A 17,013-nucleotide genomic window follows, 5' to 3' on the forward strand; every position below is an offset into this window, starting at 1 on the left:
GGCGCGGCGATGAGCGAGACCGACATGTGGGAGCCGGATTCGGGCGATCTGTCCGACAGCCACGGCTATTTCATCCCGATGGTCGACATGATGGCCGGCGTCGTCTTCATCCTCGTCGTATTGCTGGCATCGGTGAACCTCGTCTCCCGGGACGATTTCACCGAAGCGACCGAAGCCAGCGCCGAGATCCAGCGGATCCAGACCGAGCTGGACGCCGCTCGCCAGATCGAGCAACGGGTGCTGGAGCCGCGCCGGATCGCGGACGCCGCTCTCAACACCCTCCTCGAACGCCTTGCCCGGCACCTGTCGGACGCCGGCATTGCGGCCATTGCCGATCCCGCAACGGGACGCCTCGATATCGCCGACGACGCGTCGCGCGCAGCCGATGCCGGAGCCCCGGACACAGCCGCTGATGCGCGCCTGGCCGCAGGGCTTTCCGCCGCACTGAGCGCCGAGCTGCCCTGTCTTGCGCCGGGCGGCCCGGCCGCCGCGACCACCGACTGCGCCGCCTATGGCGGAGCCCGCCTCGACCGCGGCCTCGTCATCGCCCGACCTGGGCCGGAGGCCGGTCCTGAGGCGGAGAACCGGGCGAGTGCCCGCGCCCTGTCGCTGCTCTCCCAGGCCGTCGCACGCAGCCCAGCGCTTCTGGGGCTTCGCGCCGTCGACGGCGAGGCCCTGCTCGGCTACCGCGGCGCCGGCGCGACGTCGGCGGACGAACCGACGCTGTCGCTCACCTTCCAGTTCGATCGCCCGCCTTTGCCATGACCATGCCGGATATCCGGTCCCACGACCGCCCCGATGCCCGAGAGGAAGCTTGCGCGTTAACGACGCAGAGCGACAGCCCGGGTATGTTCTCTCCTGCGCTTTACTCGCGACGGCCTTTGGCCTTAGCTAATTTCTCCCTGACGACAAGATTGGTGGCAGATACCCTTGACCGTGGCTTCCAACAAGAACATGCGGAGCGGCTCGGAAAAACCGGTCTTCAGCATCGGCACCGCATTGAAGAGCTGCCGCACCGGCTTCATTGCCGTGGCGATCTTCAGCATGTTCATGAACCTTCTGATGCTGACCGCGCCGCTCTACATGATCCAGGTCTATGACCGGGTGCTGTCGAGCCGCAGTGTCGACACGCTGCTGTATCTGACGCTGATCGTCATCTTCGCCCTCGCCATTCTCGGCTTCATCGATCTTGCCCGCGGCCGCGTCATGGCCTCCATCGGCACCTGGCTCGATCACCGCCTGTCGCCGCAGATCTTCGAGCGGGCGCTACAGGGCCGGCTGCGCGGCCGGTCCTACGGGCCGGAAGCCGTCGGCGACCTCTCGGTCATCCGCAGCTTCGTCTCCAGCCCCGGCGCCATGGCGCTGTTCGATCTGCCGTGGACGCTGATCTTCATCGCCGCCGCCTATACGCTGCACCCCTATTTCGGGCATCTGGCGGTCGCTTCGGCCATCCTGCTGCTCGTCCTGACGACCATCGGCGAATATGCGACGCGGGACGCGATCCGCAATGTCGGCGAGGTCGGCATGCGGGCCCGGCGCGATCTGGAAGCGTCGAGCCGCAATGCCGAGGTCGTCGAGGCCATGGGCATGCGCTCCGCGCTGGCGCGGCGCTGGGCCGAGCGGAACGGCGAAATGCTGGAATTGCAGACGCTGATCCTGCGACGCTCGACGCTTCTGTCCTCGCTCACCAAGTTCGTCCGGCTGGCGGTCCAGAGCCTCGGCCTCGGCCTCGGCGCCTGGCTCGTCCTGCAGCAGGAGGTGACCCCCGGCGCGATCATCGCCGCCTCGATCCTGTTGTCGCGGGCCCTCGCCCCGATCGAACAGGGGATCGGCGCCTGGAAGAGCATCGTCTCGGTGCGCGCCGCGGTCGCCCGCCTGAAGCCCTTCACCACCGAGAAGGCGTACCGGCCCGAAGCCATGCCGCTGCCCATGCCGAAGGGCGAAGTGTCCTGCGAGAACGTCGCCTTCGCCCTCGATCCGGCGGCCCCGCCGATCCTGCGCGGCGTGTCCTTCCAGATCGCGGCGGGCGAAGCGCTCGCCATCGTCGGCCCCTCGGGCGCCGGCAAGTCGACCCTGTCGCGGATTCTCGTCGGGGCGATCTCGCCGGTGCGCGGCGTGGTGCGGATCGACGGCGCCGACATCTTCAGCTGGGACCGGGACCAGGTCGGCGATTTCCTCGGCTATCTGCCCCAGGACGTCGAACTGTTTTCCGGCACGGTGGCGCAGAACATCGCCCGGCTGCGCGACTTCAAACCCGAGGCCGTGGTGGAAGCGGCGCGGATGGCCAATGTCCACGACATGATCGTGCGGTTGCCGCATGGCTATGAGACCGAACTCGGCGAAGGCGGGCAGCAGCTTTCGGGCGGACAGCGCCAGCGCATCGCACTGGCCCGCGCCGTCTACGGCAAGCCGCGCGTGGTGGTGCTGGACGAGCCGAACTCCAATCTCGACAGCGACGGCGAGTTCGCGCTGGCCCAGGCCATGGCGACGATGAAGGCGGCCGGCACGACGGTGATCGTGGTCACCCATCGCCCGGCCCTCGTGCAGCATGTGGAGAAGATGCTGCTGCTGCGCGACGGACAGGTGGAGGCCTTCGGCCCCCGGCAGGAGGTCTATGCCCGGCTCCTGCGCCCGGCGCAGCCGGCAGCCGGCGCTGCTGCGCCGCAGCCCCCTGCCGCCGCTGCCGCGGGCGGCGCCAAGGTCCAGCAGGCGGGTCCGCGCAATACGACGATGCCGGCCTCGAACCAGCCGTGACCGATATGACGGTCCGGCACGGGGAAGCGGCTCGGCTCCGCGAATGCAGGAAGAGAGACCAGAAGCGATGAACAGTCAGGGATTCCAGCGTCCGGCCCCCAATCGCCCTCGCCTCTTCGGGCCGATGCTCATCGGCGTGACCGCCGTGTCGATCTTCTTCGGCGGCTTCGCGGCCTGGGCGGTCGTCGCACCGATCTCCAGCGCCGCCAATGCGCCCGGCCGGGTCCGGGTCGAAAGCTATCGCAAGACCATCCAGCATCTGGAAGGCGGCATCATCCGCGAGATCCTGGTCAGCGAAGGCGAGGTCGTGGAGGCGGGGCAATTGCTGGTGCGGCTCGACGATGTCCAGGCCGATTCGATGTCGGCGCTCGTTGCCGGCCAGGTCCAGTCGCTGCGCGCGCAGGTGGCGCGGCTCGTCGCCGAGCGCGATGGCCGCGACGCGATCGCGTTTCCGCAGGACATTCTCGACCAGAAGGACGACCTCTCCATCGGCGCCATCATCGATGGCCAGACGCAGATCTTCGAAAGCCGCAAGACCAGCCTCGACGGCCAGATGGAGCTGCTGGCCAAGAAGATCAGCGCCCTACGCTCCGAGATCGAGGCCTATCAGGCCCAGCAGAACGCCGCTGAGCGTCAGATGGCGATGCTGACAGACGAGCTCGACGGTGTTCGCGATCTCGCCAAGCGCGGCTTCGAGACGCGGTCGCGCATGCTGTCGCTGGAGCGGGAACTGGCCAAGGTGGAAGGCGACCGCGGCGAACAGCTCGGCCTTGCCGCCCGCGCCGAGCAGTCGATCGGCGAGGCGGAATTGCAGATGGTGGACCTGCGCAACCAGCGGGCCGCCGAGATCGCCGCGGAACTGCGCGACGCCCAGACCAAGCTGGCCGAACTGCAGGACCGGCTGCGCGCCGCCAGCGACGTGCGCGACCGCACCGACATCCTGGCGCCGCAGGACGGCCGCATCGTCAGCATCCGCAACGTCACGCCGGGCGGCGTCGTGCGACCGGGCGAGCCGATCATGGATCTGGTGCCGGTGGACGACGAGATGGTGATCGAGGCACAGATCTCGCCGCTCGACATCGACACCGTGCATCCGGGCCTTCCGGCCGAGGTGAAGCTCACCTCCTACAAGCAGCAGCGACTGCCGATCCTCATCGGCGAGGTCGTGTCGGTCTCGGCCGACGCGCTGACCGAGGAGCGCACGGGCGCCGATTATTATCTGGCGGAGATCCAGTTCACCCCGAAGCAGCTGGAGATTCTCGAAGATGTCCGGCTCTATCCGGGCATGCCGGCGGAGGTGCTGGTCGTCACCGGCGAACGCACGCCATTCGAATATCTCGCACAGCCCGTCCGCGACAGTTTCCGCCGCGCCCTGCGCGAGGACTGAGCGACGCCGCTGCCGCGCGCCGGACGCATCGGCCCGCCGCACTCCGAAGACAGAGCACATAATCGACAAAGCGAAGGCTGCGGGCACCGGCCATCACCGGTCTCCGCAGCCTGCCGCGTCTCGTCTCTTCAGACATGCGCGCCGGGTTGCGCCTCAGGCGAAGTAATAGTCCGAGGAATCCAGCGCCGTTCCGTCATGGCCCTGCAGGATGAACTGCTGGACGACGGACCCGTCGGCACTGGCCACCTGGAAGCTGGTCTGGCTGACCTGCGTGACGGTCGCACCCGCACCGAAGCCGCCGAAGGACATGCGGTCGCCGCCGGCGACGCCTGCCCCGGCGAAATCGCCGATGATGTCCACCGTTCCCGTTTCGGCCGTCACGACGAAGATGTCGTCGCCGCCGCCGCCGACCAGATAGTCGCTGCCGCCGCGGCCGAACAGGACGTTCACGCCGGCATTGCCGAAGAGCTGGTTGTTGCCGGAATTGCCGAAGCCCTGCACCGCCGAGCCGGTCAGCAGCAGGGTCTCGATCTCCTCGGGCAGGTAGAAGTCGATGCTGGCATAGACGGAATCGTCGCCGCCGCCCGCCTGCTCGATGATGCCGTCCGAGCTGGAATCCACCGAATAGGTGTCGTTGCCGGCCCCCCCGACCATCACGTCGTCGCCGCCGGCGCCGTTGATGTAGTTGTTGCCGGGATTGCCGTAGATATAATTGCGCTCGCCATTGCCGTTGGTGGCGAGGTCGCCGGTCCCGGTCATGATGAGGGACTCGACATATTCCGGCATGTCGTAGGACACCGACGTGTAGATCGTGTCGAAGCCCTCGCCGCCATTCTCGGACACGGCATCGCCGGCCGTGTCGACCGAATAGGCGTCATTGCCGGCTCCGCCGACCATCACGTCGTTGCCGCCGGCGCCGTTGATGTAGTTGTTGCCGACATTGCCGAACATGTAGTTCGACAGCCCGTTGCCGTTCGACGCCAGATCGCCCGTGCCCTGCATGACCAGCGACTCGACATTCTCGGGCAGGTCGTAGGAGACGGTGATGTAGACGACGTCGTTGCCCTCGCCGGCATTCTCGACGATGGCGTCGCCGCCATTGTCGACGCCGTAGGTGTCGTCGCCCGCGGCGCCCACCATCACGTCCGTGCCGCCCGCGCCGTTGATGACGTTGTTGCCCGTATTGCCGAAGATGTAGTTGGCGAGCCCGTTGCCGGTCCCGAAGAGGTTGGATCCGCCGGTCAGGACGAGGCTCTCGACATTGTCGGTCAACGTGTAGTTGATCGACGCGTAGACGACGTCGCTGCCGAGGCCGAAGCCCTCCTGCACCGCGTCGCCGGCATTGTCGACGGAGTAGGTGTCGTCGCCGCCGCCGCCGGCCATGGAATCGGCGCCCGCACCGCCGACCAGCACGTTGTTCGCCAGATTGCCCCAGAGCGTGTCGTTGCCCGCGCCGCCGGTGGCGTTCTCGATCATCACGTTGCGGGCGATGGCGATGTTCTCGTTGTAGCCGAGAACGTTGGAATAGGTGCCGGCCGACAGATTGATGAACTGGTTGCCGCCATAGCCGCTGACGTCGATCGTGTCGTTGCCGCCGGCATCCCAGATGGCGAAGATCGGCACGCCGGTCCCGTAGGTGGTGAAGTCGAAGACGTCGCGCCCTGCATTGGAATTGTAGCCGTAGGTCGTGTTCCCGGTGCGCGTCGTCAGGTCGGCGCCGTAGATCGCCTGGATCGCCGAGATGTCGTCGATCATCGGCGTCGAGGAATAGTAATAGTTCGAATAGGCCGGGCCCGTCGTCCAGGCGTCGGTGAAGGGATTGTAGGCGCCGAAATACGACATGATCGTATATTTGCGCTGATCCTCGGCATATTCGGCATTCGCCGCGTAGGTTATGGAGCCGCCGCTGCCGGCATTGTAGGTGCCGGGATGCGACAGGCCGAGCGCGTGCCCGATCTCATGCAGATAGGTCTGGAAGCCGTAGCCGCCGAAATACATGTCGGCGTCGGTATCGTGCGAGTTCCAGGTGCTGTCCGCCCAGATCTCGACCCGGTTCATGTTGTAGTCATTGTTCCCATACTGGTTGGTGCCGGCATAGGACACGCTGTCGAAGCTGGCATAGGTGCCGCCGCCGGTGTTGTTCGAATATTCGAACTGGATCTGGGTGCTGGCGGCCGCGAAGCTGCGGGTGAGATTGATGTTGATCAGCTCGTCCCAGAGCTCGAAGGCCAGCGCGGCCCGGGACTGCATCAGCGCGGTCATCGTCTGCAAGCCGCTGATCTCGGGGGAGCCGTTGGCCAGCGGCGTGCCGCCGATGAAGTATTCGACCGTGCCGCTCGCACCGACCTGGGACCAGTCGTAGGTATAGCCTTCGAAGGGCGTAGCCGGCGTCCACTGGGTGCGCAATTGCTGGATGATCGCGCTCAGGCCGAAGGACGGCGCACTGACGCTGTCGGGCACGACGATGCCATGGGCGCGTTCGGGCGTTCCGAGATCCGCCGCGATCGGCACCGATGCGCCTGCAGAACCGCTCGAGAGGCCACCTGTCAGATCGCCGAGATCGGCGCCATCCGCGAGAAAATTCCTGGCCATTGCTGCCTCCCGGTTTCGCCGCTGCACCATGCAGACATTGCTGTCGCGCGCAAGCGCGCTTGCTCAGAGTCTGCGGGGGTCGAGGGTTGCGAGGCAACATGAACCCCTCTTTCCCTTACCTCAACTCAATCCTGCCGCGCGAATTGTCCGCCTGTCTGATCGATGCTAGTTAATCCCTTGATACCATTCGAGAGCGGCATCCGGTCACACGGTTCTAGGAGACCAGTATTGCCTGGAGATGACCGCCGGCCGGACCCGACACGGGCCGGCGTTCGGAGCGCGTGCCGCATGCGCACAGTCCGCAAAGAGGCGGTACCCGGTGGTCTGCGGAGGATCGGGCCATGACACATGCGAGCAGGTCCATCGGCGTGGCGCTGTGCGGCTGCGCAGTCATCGTTTCGGTAGCCATTGCCGGCCCGCCCCCCGGCGCAATCGAGGAAAAGATGATGAAGGCACAGAATGACGGGCCCCGAAACGCCATGCCGCCGCCGCGCGCCGATTTCGAAGAGGGGCAGGAGCAGCTCATCCGCCGCGAATTCGACCTGACCCTCGCCAAGGGCAGCGACGACGCCCTGCGCCAGTTCGCGGCCCGCTTTCCCGGCCACCCCCTCGCGCTTCGCGCAGAGGCCATGCTGAAGCAGCGCGCCGAGGCCAATCCGCAGACCCCGCCTTCCCCGAACTGACGGCCGCATCCGCGCGCGTCAGCGACAGTGGTTGCCGGCCGGCCACAGACGCCTCCCCATCAGGCAAGGCGGGTGCCGCCAGGATTGACTCGATCCCTCGAAAGGGTTCGAGGAAGAGTGGCGATCTTCGACGGAACCCCTTCTGAATGTGGCATCATTTATCGGTGAACCCGCTCGCGACCGTCTCCGCGATCGGGTTCTACGCAATCCTTCTGGCGCTCGCCTTCCCCGAGATCCGTGAGCGCGCCATGCCGCTGCCGAAACGGACCGGCGGAGCCCAGCACCTGCATCTGGAAGGACTGGACGCCTATCGCGGCTTTGCCAGCCTGCTGGTCGCGCTCGGACATATGTGGTGGTTCGCCAGCCCGCTCTTCCAGGCGTCGCAGGGTGCGTTCCCGCCCATGGCCCGGGGCGCCGCCGCGGTGCCGGTCTTCTGCGTCCTCAGCGGCTTCCTGATCAGCCGATCGGCCCTCGCCATCCGCACGGCGGAGGATTTGCGGGCCTACGCCATCCGGCGAGTGTTCCGGATCTGGCCCGTCTACGCTGTCGGCGTGTTGCTCTGTGCGGCAATGGGCATCTACGGGGCGACGGCGCTCCCCATGCGCTCCTTCTTTGCCGACCTGTTCATGTTCCGCGTCCTGTGGTGGCCGGGATACGCCAATCCGGTGGCCTGGAGCCTCTATCACGAGCTCCTGTTCTACGCCCTGATGCCGCTCATCGCCGTGGTGGCGGGACGCAGGCACCTGGCGCTCTTCGCGCTCCTGGCGATCGTCGCCTTCGTCCTGGCCGATCACCCGGAGCGCAATTTCGGCATCTGGCGCTTCTTCATGATCGGTGTGCTGGCGTCGGAACTGACATCGCGGCTGCCGGTCCGATGGGCCACGGCGACCTTCGTCAGCGGCCTGATCGTCGGTATCTTCTACATGCTGATGCCGCAAAGAATGGCCGATGTGACCTCGCTGGTTGGGCTAACGGTGCCGCGCGACGACGACGCGGGCCTCCTCCTTGGCCTTGGCTGTTTCCTCGTCCTCGTCGCGACGCCCCACCTGCCGGCGGTCGGCCGATTCCTCGAGGCCTATCCGCTCCGCCTGTTCGGCATGGTGTCCTACAGCCTTTACGTCACGCATCTGTTCTTTCTGCAGGCGAACTATCCGGATTGGCGTGTGCTCACCCAGAATCTCGAGTTCTTCGGCCAGTTCGAACCGATGCCCTTCTGGTATCTGCCGGTGGTGTTCCTGCCGGGCATGCTGTTCTGGGCGATCGTCTGCTACGTCGCCGTCGAGCGGCCGGGCATCGCGCTGGGCAAACGGCTGGCGCGGCGCGAGCCGGTCTGGCCGCGCGGCCTCGGGGGGAACCGTCAGCCGGGCGACAACCCCGCCTGACGCGCATGCCCTACTCCGCCTGCGGCGGCTTTGTGGCCCCTCCGTCCCGCCGGTCACGGCGCAGGGCGTGGGCGAGGCGGCGGATGCGGATGGCGCGGTTGAGCTCGCCGCCGAAGATCAGCACCAGGGCGGCCAGATACAGGAAGTACAGCGCCGCGATGATGCCCGCGAGGCCGGCATAGTAGCTGGCGTAATTGGCGAACTGGCCGATATAGACCGAGAAGGCCGCCACCAGCGCCGACCAGGCGCAGAGGGTGAACAGGATGCCCGGCCACATGTTGCTGAAGCGCGAGCGCCGCGCCGGCAGGAAGACATGGGCGACGAACAGAGCCGTCGTCAGGATCGCCGCGGTCGCGGGATAGCGCACCAGGCTCGGCGTCACCGAGGACGGCTGGAAGCCCGGCATCAGCTGGTGCAGGAACGATCCGGCGCGCGGCGCCAGGACCAGCAGATAGCCGACGACGACGAGCACCAGCCCGGTCAGGACGACGGTCAGCACCTGCAGCAGATAGAGGACGATGGTCGAGCGGGTCTCGCGGATGTCGTAGGCGCGGTTCAGGCCGACACGGACACCGTCGACGCCGCCGATGGCGAACCAGATCGTCAGGAGAACGCCGACGCTGAGCACCCCGCCCCGCCGTATGGTGACGATGTTCATCACCTCCGACACCAGCGGCTCGGCCAGGGCCGGCGGGACGATGGCGATCAGGAAGGTGACGAGGCCGTCGGCCATTTCGCGATTGCCGATGAAGGCGGTCAGCGAACTGGCGAAGATCAGGAACGGAAAGATGGCGAGGACGGCGCGGAAGGCGATGTTGCCGGCCAGCCCCATGGCGTCGTCGTTCCACAGGCGCAGGATGGCTTCCCGCAGCACCGCCCAGACCGCCCGCCAGCCCGAGCCGAAGAGGAGATCCTCGGGATGCTCGCTCAGGACTCCGTTTGGCCGGCGCTTGTCGCGCGCGGTTTCGTTTTCGGCCTTTGCGTCCATTCAGCCGCTCTCGCACAGGCTTGCGTCCGCCGCAATCTCTCCTGCGGGGTCGGGCGGCACAACGCGGGACGCTGCCTTTGGCTCCGCGGCCGCAGACCGGTCACAGCCCGGTGGGCGGATCAGCGCGACCAGCGGGGCAGATGGCGCTTCCAGCGTTCGCCGGCGCGCAGACCACCGGTCCGCTGGCGACGGCGGCCGGCCGGGCGTGCCTCGGTGGCGGCCGTCTCGATCTCGGCAAGGCTGGTTTCCGCCGTCTGCGCATCCACCACCGGCGCCGGAGCGACCGGCGCGGCGTCGACCGCCGGGGTGCGGCTCCAGTCGCGCTCCACCTGCGGCTGCGACTGGCTCTCGGGTTCGACGGCGGCAGGACGCTGCGGTGTCTCGGCGACGACCTTGCGCGGCCGGCCGCGGCGGCGCACCGGACGCTCGGCCGGCTCCGGGTCGGCTTCCGGCTCGGCCATGACGGGTTCGCTCGGGCGGCTCTGGAGAATGCGCGGCTGGCGGGTCGGTGCCGCGTCGCTCTTGCCCGCCGCCGGCTCGGCCTTTGCCGGCGTCTTGGCGGCGGCAGCGGCAGGCGCCTCGTCCTCGTCCCGGGCCAGGTCGCTCTCGGCCGCGGCGATCAGATGCGAAACATCCGACCAGACGGACTTCTTCTTGCCCTCTGGCGAAAGCTTGCGCCGTTTCACGGCGACGGTGAACGGTTTCGACTGTGGTTTCATCGTGCCCGGAGCTGTGTGCATGGAGACCGGCCGCAGCCGGCGGAAAATGCGAGGAATCAGGTGAATCACGGCCGCAACGGCCATCTTCCCCTTCAGATATGTGCTGACAGGCGGCTTGCCAATAAGGTTTGGCCGAATAAGCGCGGGAAAACTGTCGCGGCGGAGATGATGACGCGGCTTTCCTTGCTGCCATCATGCGGTGTCTTGTCCTGAGCGCGCCAACCGACAGATCGGAATGCGCGGCGGCAAGTGTCCGCAACGAAACGGCAAATGGCCGGCGCCGCAAGATCGGCAGGACGCGGGGCGCGCCTGCCCTAGAATGGCAGGGATGGAACGGATCGCCGACGCAGGATCACCGGACACCGACACATCGCACCGGCGCGCGATCCTCCGCGCCTGGCCGGCGGCGCTCGGCATCGCTATTCTGGCGGGCCTGTGGCTCAGTCCGCTGGTCGAGATGAGCCGGCGGGCCTTTTCCGCCCACATGATCCTGCATCTGGGCATCGTCACCCTGGCCGCGCCGATGATCGTCATCGGGCTGCGGCGGATCGGCGTCGGCCTGCACGTCATCCGCCCCGGCATCGGCTCGGCGATCGCCGCCTCCGCCTTCGACATGTTCGTCATCTGGGGCTGGCACACGCCGGTGCTGCACGAGGCCGCGGCGCGGGACGGGGGCGTCTTCGTGGTGCAGCAGGTCAGCTTCCTCGCCGCAGGCCTCCTCGTCTGGGCCGTCAGCTTCGCCGGCCGCCATTCCGGCGACGCGGCCATCGGCGCCTTCGCCATGCTGGCGACCTTCATTCACATGACCATGCTGGGCGTTCTTCTCGCGCTGGCCCCGGTCCTCGTCTACGCACCCGATGTCTGCGTCGGCGCCTTCGGCTTCGAACGCCTCGACGACCAGCGCCTCGGCGGCATCCTGATGGCGGTGTTCGGCGGCCTTCCCTGCCTCGTCGGGGGCCTCGTGCTGGTGCAGCGGCTGCTCGGGTCCGACACCGCCGCGGCGGGCAGGACAGATGGTCCCGTCCGGGGCTGACCGCGACATGATGTCAGGGTGCCGTGCCGCACTGTTTACGCCGGTTTGATAGCCGGCGACCTTTCACGCCGCGGTCGTGGCCCTATCCTGCTGACCCTCGCTGCCTGCAACGCCGGCGGTCGCGGCCAGAAACAGGATCGAGGAGCAGGGTTTGCATCGCAGTATTGCCGACTACGCCATGATCGGGGACTGCGAAAGCGCAGCCCTCGTCTCCAAGGACGGCTCGATCGACTGGCTCTGCCTGCCGCGCTTCGATTCCCGCGCCTGCTTCGCCTCGCTGATCGGCACGCCGGAGAACGGCCGCTGGCGCATCGCGCCGAGCGACCTGGAGTTCACCTCCTCGCGGCGCTATCGCGACGGCACGCTGATCCTCGAGACGACCTTCAGGACGGCGACCGGCAGCGCCATGCTTATCGACTTCATGCCGCCCCGCGACGGCATCGCCAACGTCATGCGCATCGTGGTCGGCCTCGAGGGCAGCGTCGATCTCGATTTCGACCTCGTCATGCGCTTCGACTACGGCCGGACGGTGCCCTGGGTGACGCGCATCGACCGCGACACGATGACGGCGGTCGCGGGACCGGAGATGCTGGTGATGCGCGCACCGGTCAATCTGCATGGCGAGGACATGCACACCAAGGGCCGCTTTACCGTCTCGGCGGACGAGCGCCTGGCCTTCACCCTCCTGCACCAGCCGTCCAACCAGGAGCCGCTGGCGGGCACCGACCCCGAGGCGACCCTTGCCGACACCGAAGCCTTCTGGACCGCCTTTTCCTCCCGCTGCCCCGAGGTCGGCAACTGGACCGAGGAGGTGCGCCGCTCGCTGATCACCCTGAAGGCGCTGACCTTCCGGCCGACCGGCGGCATCGTCGCGGCCGCGACGACGTCGCTGCCCGAGGAGATCGGCGGCAGCCGCAACTGGGATTACCGCTATTGCTGGCTGCGGGACGCCACGCTGACGCTGATGGCCTTCATGGATCTCGGCTATTACGAGGAAGCCGAAGCCTGGCGCGAATGGCTGATGCGGTCGGTCGCGGGCGATCCGGCGCAGATGCAGATCATGTACGGCGTCGCCGGCGAGCGGCATCTCCTGGAATGGGAGGTGCCATGGCTCGAGGGCTTCCGCGAGTCGCAGCCGGTGCGGGTCGGCAATGCCGCCTCCGAGCAGTTCCAGCTCGACATCTATGGCGAGGTCGCCGACCTCCTGGCCCAGGCGCGCACGGGCGGCCTCGCCCCGCATCCGCGCTCGGCCGCGCTGGCCCATTCGGTCATGCCGTTCCTGGAAAAGGCCTGGCGCCGGCCCGACGACGGCATCTGGGAAATCCGCGGCGAACACCGGCACTTCGTCCACTCCAAGGTCATGGCCTGGGTGGCCTTCGACCGCGCGTCGAAGATGGCCGCGGACATCGACGGCGGCGAGAACTATGCCAAGCACTGGCGCCGGGTGGCCGACGACATCCATGAGGACGTCTGCAGGAACGGCTATGACGCCGAGCTCGGCTCCTTCGTTCAGGCCTATGGCTCGACGGCGCTGGACGCCAGCCTGCTCCACATCCCGCTGACCGGCTTCCTGCCGGCCGACGATCCGCGGGTGAAGGGCACGGTCGCGGCGATCGAGCAGCGCCTTTTGCGCGACGGTCTGGTGATCCGCTACGACAATGGCGAGACCGGCGATGGCCTCGAGGGCGAGGAAGGCGCGTTCCTGGCCTGCTCGTTCTGGCTGGCCGACGTCTATGCCCTGCTCGGACGGTTCGACGACGCGGTGGCCCTCTACGAGCGTCTCTGCGGCCTGAAGAACGATGTCGGCCTGCTCGCCGAGGAATACGATCCGGTGGGCGACGAGATGCTCGGCAATTTCCCCCAGGCCTTCAGCCATGTCGGTGTGATCATCACGGCGCTGAATCTGGCACGGGCCAAGGGTCCGGCGAAGGAACGCACCGACACGAATGGCCAGCCTGTCGCCTGACCGGCCCGCCACGGGGTCGCCCGATCCCGGCGCGGATCAGGGGGTGCGGGCCGCTCGCCAGGGTATCGGCGACGGCCGTTCATCAACCATTGCATGTTCGGCCTGATCGTTCAGGAGCCATTCAGCTTCCCGGACGTTGAATGGAACAGGATGGAATCTGTCGCCCGGAGGTCGGTATGAAATTGTTCAAGTCGTTTGCGGTCAGGTCTATGGCCGTTGCTCTCGCGCTGGCGGTGGCGCCGGCGACCCTGCCGGCGGGGGCCCCGCTCGGCATCGCCCAGGCCCAGGCCGAGCCCTTTGTCGGCGCCGGCGTTCACCTGGTGGGCGGACGCCATTACGGCCGTCGCCACTATCGCGGCGGACGGCACTATCGCGGCGGGCGCCGCCATTATCGCCGCCATGGCGGCATCGATTCCGGTGGCGCGGCCGTTCTGGGCGGCATCATCGGCCTCGGCATCGGCGCCGCCATCGCCAGCCAACCCCGCTATTACGACGCACCGCGGCCGCTCTACCGCGTGGCGCCGCGCGGCTACGCGCCGGCCTATGGCACAGGCGAATGGTATCGCTATTGCGCCGACAAGTACCGGTCCTTCGATCCGCGCAGCGGCACCTACCAGCCCTATCACGGCCCGCGCCGCGTCTGCCGCTGATCGGCCGCAACGACCCGGCCATCCCCGCGCGTCAGCGGGCCAGGCCTGAAACCGGAAGACCCGCCGCAATCCCTGCGGCGGGTCTTTTTCGTCTAGGGCGCCGTCAGGCGACGACGGGCCGTCCCACCGGACGCGTCGCCGCCTCCAGCCAGTCGCGGTCGGTCGCGTCGAGCCGCTCGCCGAGCGCCGCGCGCACCTGCCGGTGATAATCATCCAGCCAGGCGATCTCGTCGGCCGTCATCAGCTCAGGCGCAACCAGCCGCGTGTCGATCGGGGCGAGCGTCAGCGTTTCGAAGCCGTGCATGGCGATGTCGCCGCCGGAGATCTCGGTCGCCGGTTCGGTCAGGATGAGGTTCTCGATGCGGATGCCGAAGGCGCCCTCGCGGTAATAGCCCGGCTCGTTCGACAGGATCATGCCGGCTTCAATCACCGCCATGCCGCGGCGCGAGATCGACTGCGGCCCCTCATGGACGGCGAGATAGGAGCCGATACCGTGGCCGGTGCCATGGGCGAAGTCGCAGCCCGCCTTCCACAAAGCGATGCGGGCCAGCGGATCGAGATCGACGCCGCGCGTGCCCTTGGGAAACCGCGCCGTCGCAATGGCGATCATGCCCTTGAGCACCAGCGTGAACTTGCGGCGCATCTCGCTGGTCGGCTCGCCCACCGGCAGGGTGCGGGTAATGTCCGTCGTGCCGTCCTGGTACTGGGCGCCGGAATCCAGCAGGAACAATTCACCCTCGCGCAGCAGCCGGTCGGAATCGCGGTTCACCCGGTAATGAACGATCGCGCCGTTCGGTCCGGAGCCGGCAATGGTGTCGAAGGAGATGTCCTTCAGCGGAAAACCGTCCTCCTGCGCATGTTCGGCGCGCATCGCTTCCAGCTTTTCGGCGGCGGCGATCTCGGTGACCGTGCCGGGCTCCTGCCGGTCGAACCAGGCCAGGAAACGCGTCACCGCGACGCCGTCGCGCAGATGCGCGGCGCGCGCCCCGGCGATCTCGCCGTCATTCTTGATCGCCCGCGGCAGCCGCGCCGGGTCCGGCATCTCGGCCACCGTGCCGCCGGCGGCCTCGACGATGGTCGACAGGCGCGCCGCGGCAAGCTGCGGATCGAGACCGATGGTGCGCCCGGAGGCCTCGCGCCGGACCGCCGGCTCGAAGGCCTCCGGCGTGTCGATGTCGGCCAGCGCCGCAAGGTGGTCCTGCACCACATCGTCCAGCTTGGCCGGATCGACGAAGAGCGTCGGGCGCCCGTCGGCGCGCAGGATGGCGAAGCCCAGCATCAGCGGCGTGTGCGCCACGTCCGAGCCGCGGATGTTGAAGGCCCAGGCGATCGACGACGGGTCGGTCAGGATCGTCGCATCAGCCTTCGCCTCGGCAATCGTTTTTGCCAGCTCGGCGAGCTTGTCGCCTGCCGGCTTACCGGCGAAGCTCTCCGGATGGATGACGGCGCGGCCGGCCGGCGGCGCGGGACGGTCGTTCCAGATCCGGTCGATCGGATTGGCGGCCAAAGCGACGAGTTCGCCGCCCACCGATTCCAGCGCGGTGCGCAGGCGTTTCGCCTCGCCCGCCGTGTGCAGCCAGGGATCGAAACCGATGCGCTTGCCGGCGGCTTCATTCTTCAGGAAATCGGCCAGCGGGGTCTCGGCCGAGGCGACCGGTTCGAAGACGTCGAGATCGACCTGCTGGCGCACCTGCAGCGTATAGCGGCCATCGACGAGAATCGCCGCGCTGTCGGCAAGCACCACCGCGACGCCGGCCGAGCCGGAAAAGCCGGTCAGCCATTCCAGCCGCGCCGCCGAGGGCGGAATGTATTCGCCCTGATGCTCATCGGCGCGCGGCACGATGAAGCCGTCGACGCCGTCGGCGCGCAGGCCGTCCCGCAGGCGGGCGACCCGGGCCGCGCTCTGGGAAAAGTCGGCGATCTCGTCGAAGCTCTGGAACATCGGATGGCTCTTGAAAATGGAGGAGGCCGCGCTGCGGCGCGCGGTAATTGTCTGCGGGGCCGGAACATATGCATTTGGCGAGGAAGCGCAAAGGTTACCGGATTATGACGGGAGCGCCGATGTTGCACTGCAAAAACGGGACGGACCTATGCAGTGCGGACTCTACCTGACGGGGACGCGGCAACGCATATTGGGGTCACCGGGAGGCCACGAGCCGAACAGGAGACTTTCCATGGCGACTTCCACCTATACCGACGTATCCCTGCGCAATTCCGCCCGCTCCAGGGGCTTCATGCGCAACATGCTCGACCGGGTGATCGAGGCCCGCGAGCGCGAGGCCCGTCGCTATGTCGACAACCACTTCACGATGATGGGCCGCGAGGAATTCGGCTCCAACGCACGCGAGTCGCTCTTCGAGGGCCGCGCGCCCGAGCGGGGCTGAGCAGCCCGGCCGCGTCACCGCAGCCATTCCGACCGAAACAGACGCCGGCCGCAGCCCCCTGCGCGCCGGCGTTTTCGTGTCCGGTCCGGTGCTGTAGGCTCGGCCTTGTTCTCTTCGCCGTGTGAGGCTGCCATGTGCCTGCAGTGCCTGAAGCCCGATGTGGTGTTCGTCGTGCCGGACGCCGTCTGGCGCGACTACGACGCCCTGCGCGCGCGCTGCGATCCGCTGACGCTTCGGTTTCACCACACATGCGAGCGCGAGGTGCGGGCGGCCGTCCAGCAGCGTGATCTGAGGACAGCCCTGCACTGGCGCGCCGTCGATCGTCTCGCGCTGGAATACGGCCGGTCGCCGGTCAGCGCGCTGGAGGTCGGCGGAGTACGGTTTCGCGAGACCGAGAAGCAATCCTTCCTGCGCTATCCCGACGATGCCGATTTGCGGCCGGTTCCGATCGGCGTCGCGCCGGCCGCCTGACCCG

General features: G+C 67.7%; 15 protein-coding genes. 10 read left to right on the forward strand and 5 right to left on the reverse strand.

All coding sequences use genetic code 11. The features are described from left to right. Window positions 1-9 precede the first annotated feature (9 nt). Complete coding sequence (locus ACEQX1_RS02765) at window positions 10-765, forward strand: hypothetical protein (RefSeq protein ID WP_370194086.1); 756 nt, start codon at window positions 10-12, stop codon at window positions 763-765. Between the two features lie 122 nt (window positions 766-887). Here ACEQX1_RS02765 and ACEQX1_RS02770 read toward each other — a convergent pair whose 3' ends face one another. After that, a complete protein-coding gene (locus tag ACEQX1_RS02770) occupies window positions 888-1,046 on the reverse strand; it encodes a hypothetical protein (RefSeq protein WP_370194085.1) in 159 nt (52 codons plus the stop codon). Between ACEQX1_RS02770 and ACEQX1_RS02775 the strand changes: the two genes are divergently transcribed. Both ACEQX1_RS02775 and ACEQX1_RS02780 read left to right on the forward strand, forming a co-directional pair. Beyond that, window positions 1,045-2,754: a type I secretion system permease/ATPase gene (locus tag ACEQX1_RS02775; RefSeq protein ID WP_370196483.1), complete on the forward strand. Its 1,710-nt coding sequence runs from the start codon at window positions 1,045-1,047 to the stop codon at window positions 2,752-2,754. The genes ACEQX1_RS02770 and ACEQX1_RS02775 overlap by 2 nt on opposite strands. Window positions 2,755-2,821: 67 nt before the next feature. Further along, window positions 2,822-4,141, forward strand: coding sequence for an HlyD family type I secretion periplasmic adaptor subunit (locus ACEQX1_RS02780; RefSeq protein ID WP_370194083.1), 1,320 nt, complete (start codon window positions 2,822-2,824; stop codon window positions 4,139-4,141). 153 nt (window positions 4,142-4,294) lie between these two features. On the opposite strand, the gene ACEQX1_RS02785 is transcribed toward ACEQX1_RS02780, so the two are convergent. Next, window positions 4,295-6,733, reverse strand: coding sequence for a M10 family metallopeptidase C-terminal domain-containing protein (locus ACEQX1_RS02785; RefSeq protein ID WP_370196484.1), 2,439 nt, complete (start codon window positions 6,731-6,733; stop codon window positions 4,295-4,297). Window positions 6,734-7,074: 341 nt separating this feature from the next. Here ACEQX1_RS02785 and ACEQX1_RS02790 point away from each other — a divergent pair, with 341 nt between their 5' ends. Together ACEQX1_RS02790 and ACEQX1_RS02795 are read left to right on the forward strand one after the other, a co-directional pair. Continuing rightward, entirely contained in the window at window positions 7,075-7,416 is a 342-nt protein-coding gene (locus ACEQX1_RS02790) for a hypothetical protein (RefSeq protein WP_370194081.1), read from the forward strand. A gap of 146 nt (window positions 7,417-7,562) precedes the next feature. Then, window positions 7,563-8,798: an acyltransferase family protein gene (locus ACEQX1_RS02795; RefSeq protein WP_370196485.1), complete on the forward strand. Its 1,236-nt coding sequence runs from the start codon at window positions 7,563-7,565 to the stop codon at window positions 8,796-8,798. A 10-nt stretch (window positions 8,799-8,808) separates the two neighbouring features. Here the strand turns inward: ACEQX1_RS02795 and ACEQX1_RS02800 are convergent, their stop codons facing one another. Then, window positions 8,809-9,786 carry a YihY/virulence factor BrkB family protein gene (locus ACEQX1_RS02800; protein WP_370195748.1) on the reverse strand — a complete coding sequence of 326 codons (978 nt, stop codon included), beginning with the start codon at window positions 9,784-9,786 and terminating at the stop codon, window positions 8,809-8,811. Between the two features lie 119 nt (window positions 9,787-9,905). Beyond that, a complete protein-coding gene (locus tag ACEQX1_RS02805; RefSeq protein ID WP_370195749.1) occupies window positions 9,906-10,526 on the reverse strand; it encodes a hypothetical protein in 621 nt (206 codons plus the stop codon). Window positions 10,527-10,833: 307 nt separating this feature from the next. Between ACEQX1_RS02805 and ACEQX1_RS02810 the strand changes: the two genes are divergently transcribed. From ACEQX1_RS02810 to ACEQX1_RS02820, 3 genes are all read left to right on the forward strand, one after another. Further along, window positions 10,834-11,538 carry a cytochrome c oxidase assembly protein gene (locus tag ACEQX1_RS02810; RefSeq protein WP_370195750.1) on the forward strand — a complete coding sequence of 235 codons (705 nt, stop codon included), beginning with the start codon at window positions 10,834-10,836 and terminating at the stop codon, window positions 11,536-11,538. 151 nt (window positions 11,539-11,689) lie between these two features. Further along, window positions 11,690-13,504 carry a glycoside hydrolase family 15 protein gene (locus ACEQX1_RS02815; protein WP_370196486.1) on the forward strand — a complete coding sequence of 605 codons (1,815 nt, stop codon included), beginning with the start codon at window positions 11,690-11,692 and terminating at the stop codon, window positions 13,502-13,504. A 209-nt stretch (window positions 13,505-13,713) separates the two neighbouring features. After that, window positions 13,714-14,154, forward strand: a complete 441-nt coding sequence (locus tag ACEQX1_RS02820) for a BA14K family protein (RefSeq protein ID WP_370195752.1) — start codon at window positions 13,714-13,716, stop codon at window positions 14,152-14,154. Window positions 14,155-14,257: 103 nt separating this feature from the next. Here ACEQX1_RS02820 and ACEQX1_RS02825 read toward each other — a convergent pair whose 3' ends face one another. Next, window positions 14,258-16,096, reverse strand: a complete 1,839-nt coding sequence (locus tag ACEQX1_RS02825; RefSeq protein WP_370196487.1) for an aminopeptidase P family protein — start codon at window positions 16,094-16,096, stop codon at window positions 14,258-14,260. Between the two features lie 232 nt (window positions 16,097-16,328). Between ACEQX1_RS02825 and ACEQX1_RS02830 the strand changes: the two genes are divergently transcribed. Both ACEQX1_RS02830 and ACEQX1_RS02835 read left to right on the forward strand, forming a co-directional pair. Continuing rightward, entirely contained in the window at window positions 16,329-16,538 is a 210-nt protein-coding gene (locus ACEQX1_RS02830; RefSeq protein ID WP_024351970.1) for a hypothetical protein, read from the forward strand. Window positions 16,539-16,670: 132 nt separating this feature from the next. After that, window positions 16,671-17,009 (forward strand): hypothetical protein, encoded by a 339-nt coding sequence (locus tag ACEQX1_RS02835; RefSeq protein WP_370195754.1) that lies wholly within the window; start codon window positions 16,671-16,673, stop codon window positions 17,007-17,009. Window positions 17,010-17,013 lie beyond the last annotated feature (4 nt).

The organism is Aurantimonas sp., from assembly GCF_964217435.1.
Lineage (GTDB): Bacteria > Pseudomonadota > Alphaproteobacteria > Rhizobiales > Rhizobiaceae > Aurantimonas > Aurantimonas coralicida.

What these genes read in the sequence shown, in the direction of transcription:
- ACEQX1_RS02780 (WP_370194083.1), top strand. Translation starts at nt 2,822, where the DNA reads ATGAACAGTCAGGGATTCCAGCGTCCGGCCCCCAATCGCCCTCGCCTC.
- ACEQX1_RS02810 (WP_370195750.1), top strand. Translation starts at nt 10,834, where the DNA reads ATGGAACGGATCGCCGACGCAGGATCACCGGACACCGACACATCGCAC.
- ACEQX1_RS02765 (WP_370194086.1), top strand. Translation starts at nt 10, where the DNA reads ATGAGCGAGACCGACATGTGGGAGCCGGATTCGGGCGATCTGTCCGAC.
- ACEQX1_RS02790 (WP_370194081.1), top strand. Translation starts at nt 7,075, where the DNA reads ATGACACATGCGAGCAGGTCCATCGGCGTGGCGCTGTGCGGCTGCGCA.
- ACEQX1_RS02825 (WP_370196487.1), bottom strand. Translation starts at nt 16,096, where the DNA reads ATGTTCCAGAGCTTCGACGAGATCGCCGACTTTTCCCAGAGCGCGGCC.
- ACEQX1_RS02785 (WP_370196484.1), bottom strand. Translation starts at nt 6,733, where the DNA reads ATGGCCAGGAATTTTCTCGCGGATGGCGCCGATCTCGGCGATCTGACA.
- ACEQX1_RS02820 (WP_370195752.1), top strand. Translation starts at nt 13,714, where the DNA reads ATGGCCGTTGCTCTCGCGCTGGCGGTGGCGCCGGCGACCCTGCCGGCG.
- ACEQX1_RS02835 (WP_370195754.1), top strand. Translation starts at nt 16,671, where the DNA reads ATGTGCCTGCAGTGCCTGAAGCCCGATGTGGTGTTCGTCGTGCCGGAC.
- ACEQX1_RS02800 (WP_370195748.1), bottom strand. Translation starts at nt 9,786, where the DNA reads ATGGACGCAAAGGCCGAAAACGAAACCGCGCGCGACAAGCGCCGGCCA.
- ACEQX1_RS02805 (WP_370195749.1), bottom strand. Translation starts at nt 10,526, where the DNA reads ATGCACACAGCTCCGGGCACGATGAAACCACAGTCGAAACCGTTCACC.
- ACEQX1_RS02770 (WP_370194085.1), bottom strand. Translation starts at nt 1,046, where the DNA reads ATGCTGAAGATCGCCACGGCAATGAAGCCGGTGCGGCAGCTCTTCAAT.
- ACEQX1_RS02775 (WP_370196483.1), top strand. Translation starts at nt 1,045, where the DNA reads ATGTTCATGAACCTTCTGATGCTGACCGCGCCGCTCTACATGATCCAG.
- ACEQX1_RS02830 (WP_024351970.1), top strand. Translation starts at nt 16,329, where the DNA reads ATGGCGACTTCCACCTATACCGACGTATCCCTGCGCAATTCCGCCCGC.
- ACEQX1_RS02795 (WP_370196485.1), top strand. Translation starts at nt 7,563, where the DNA reads ATGTGGCATCATTTATCGGTGAACCCGCTCGCGACCGTCTCCGCGATC.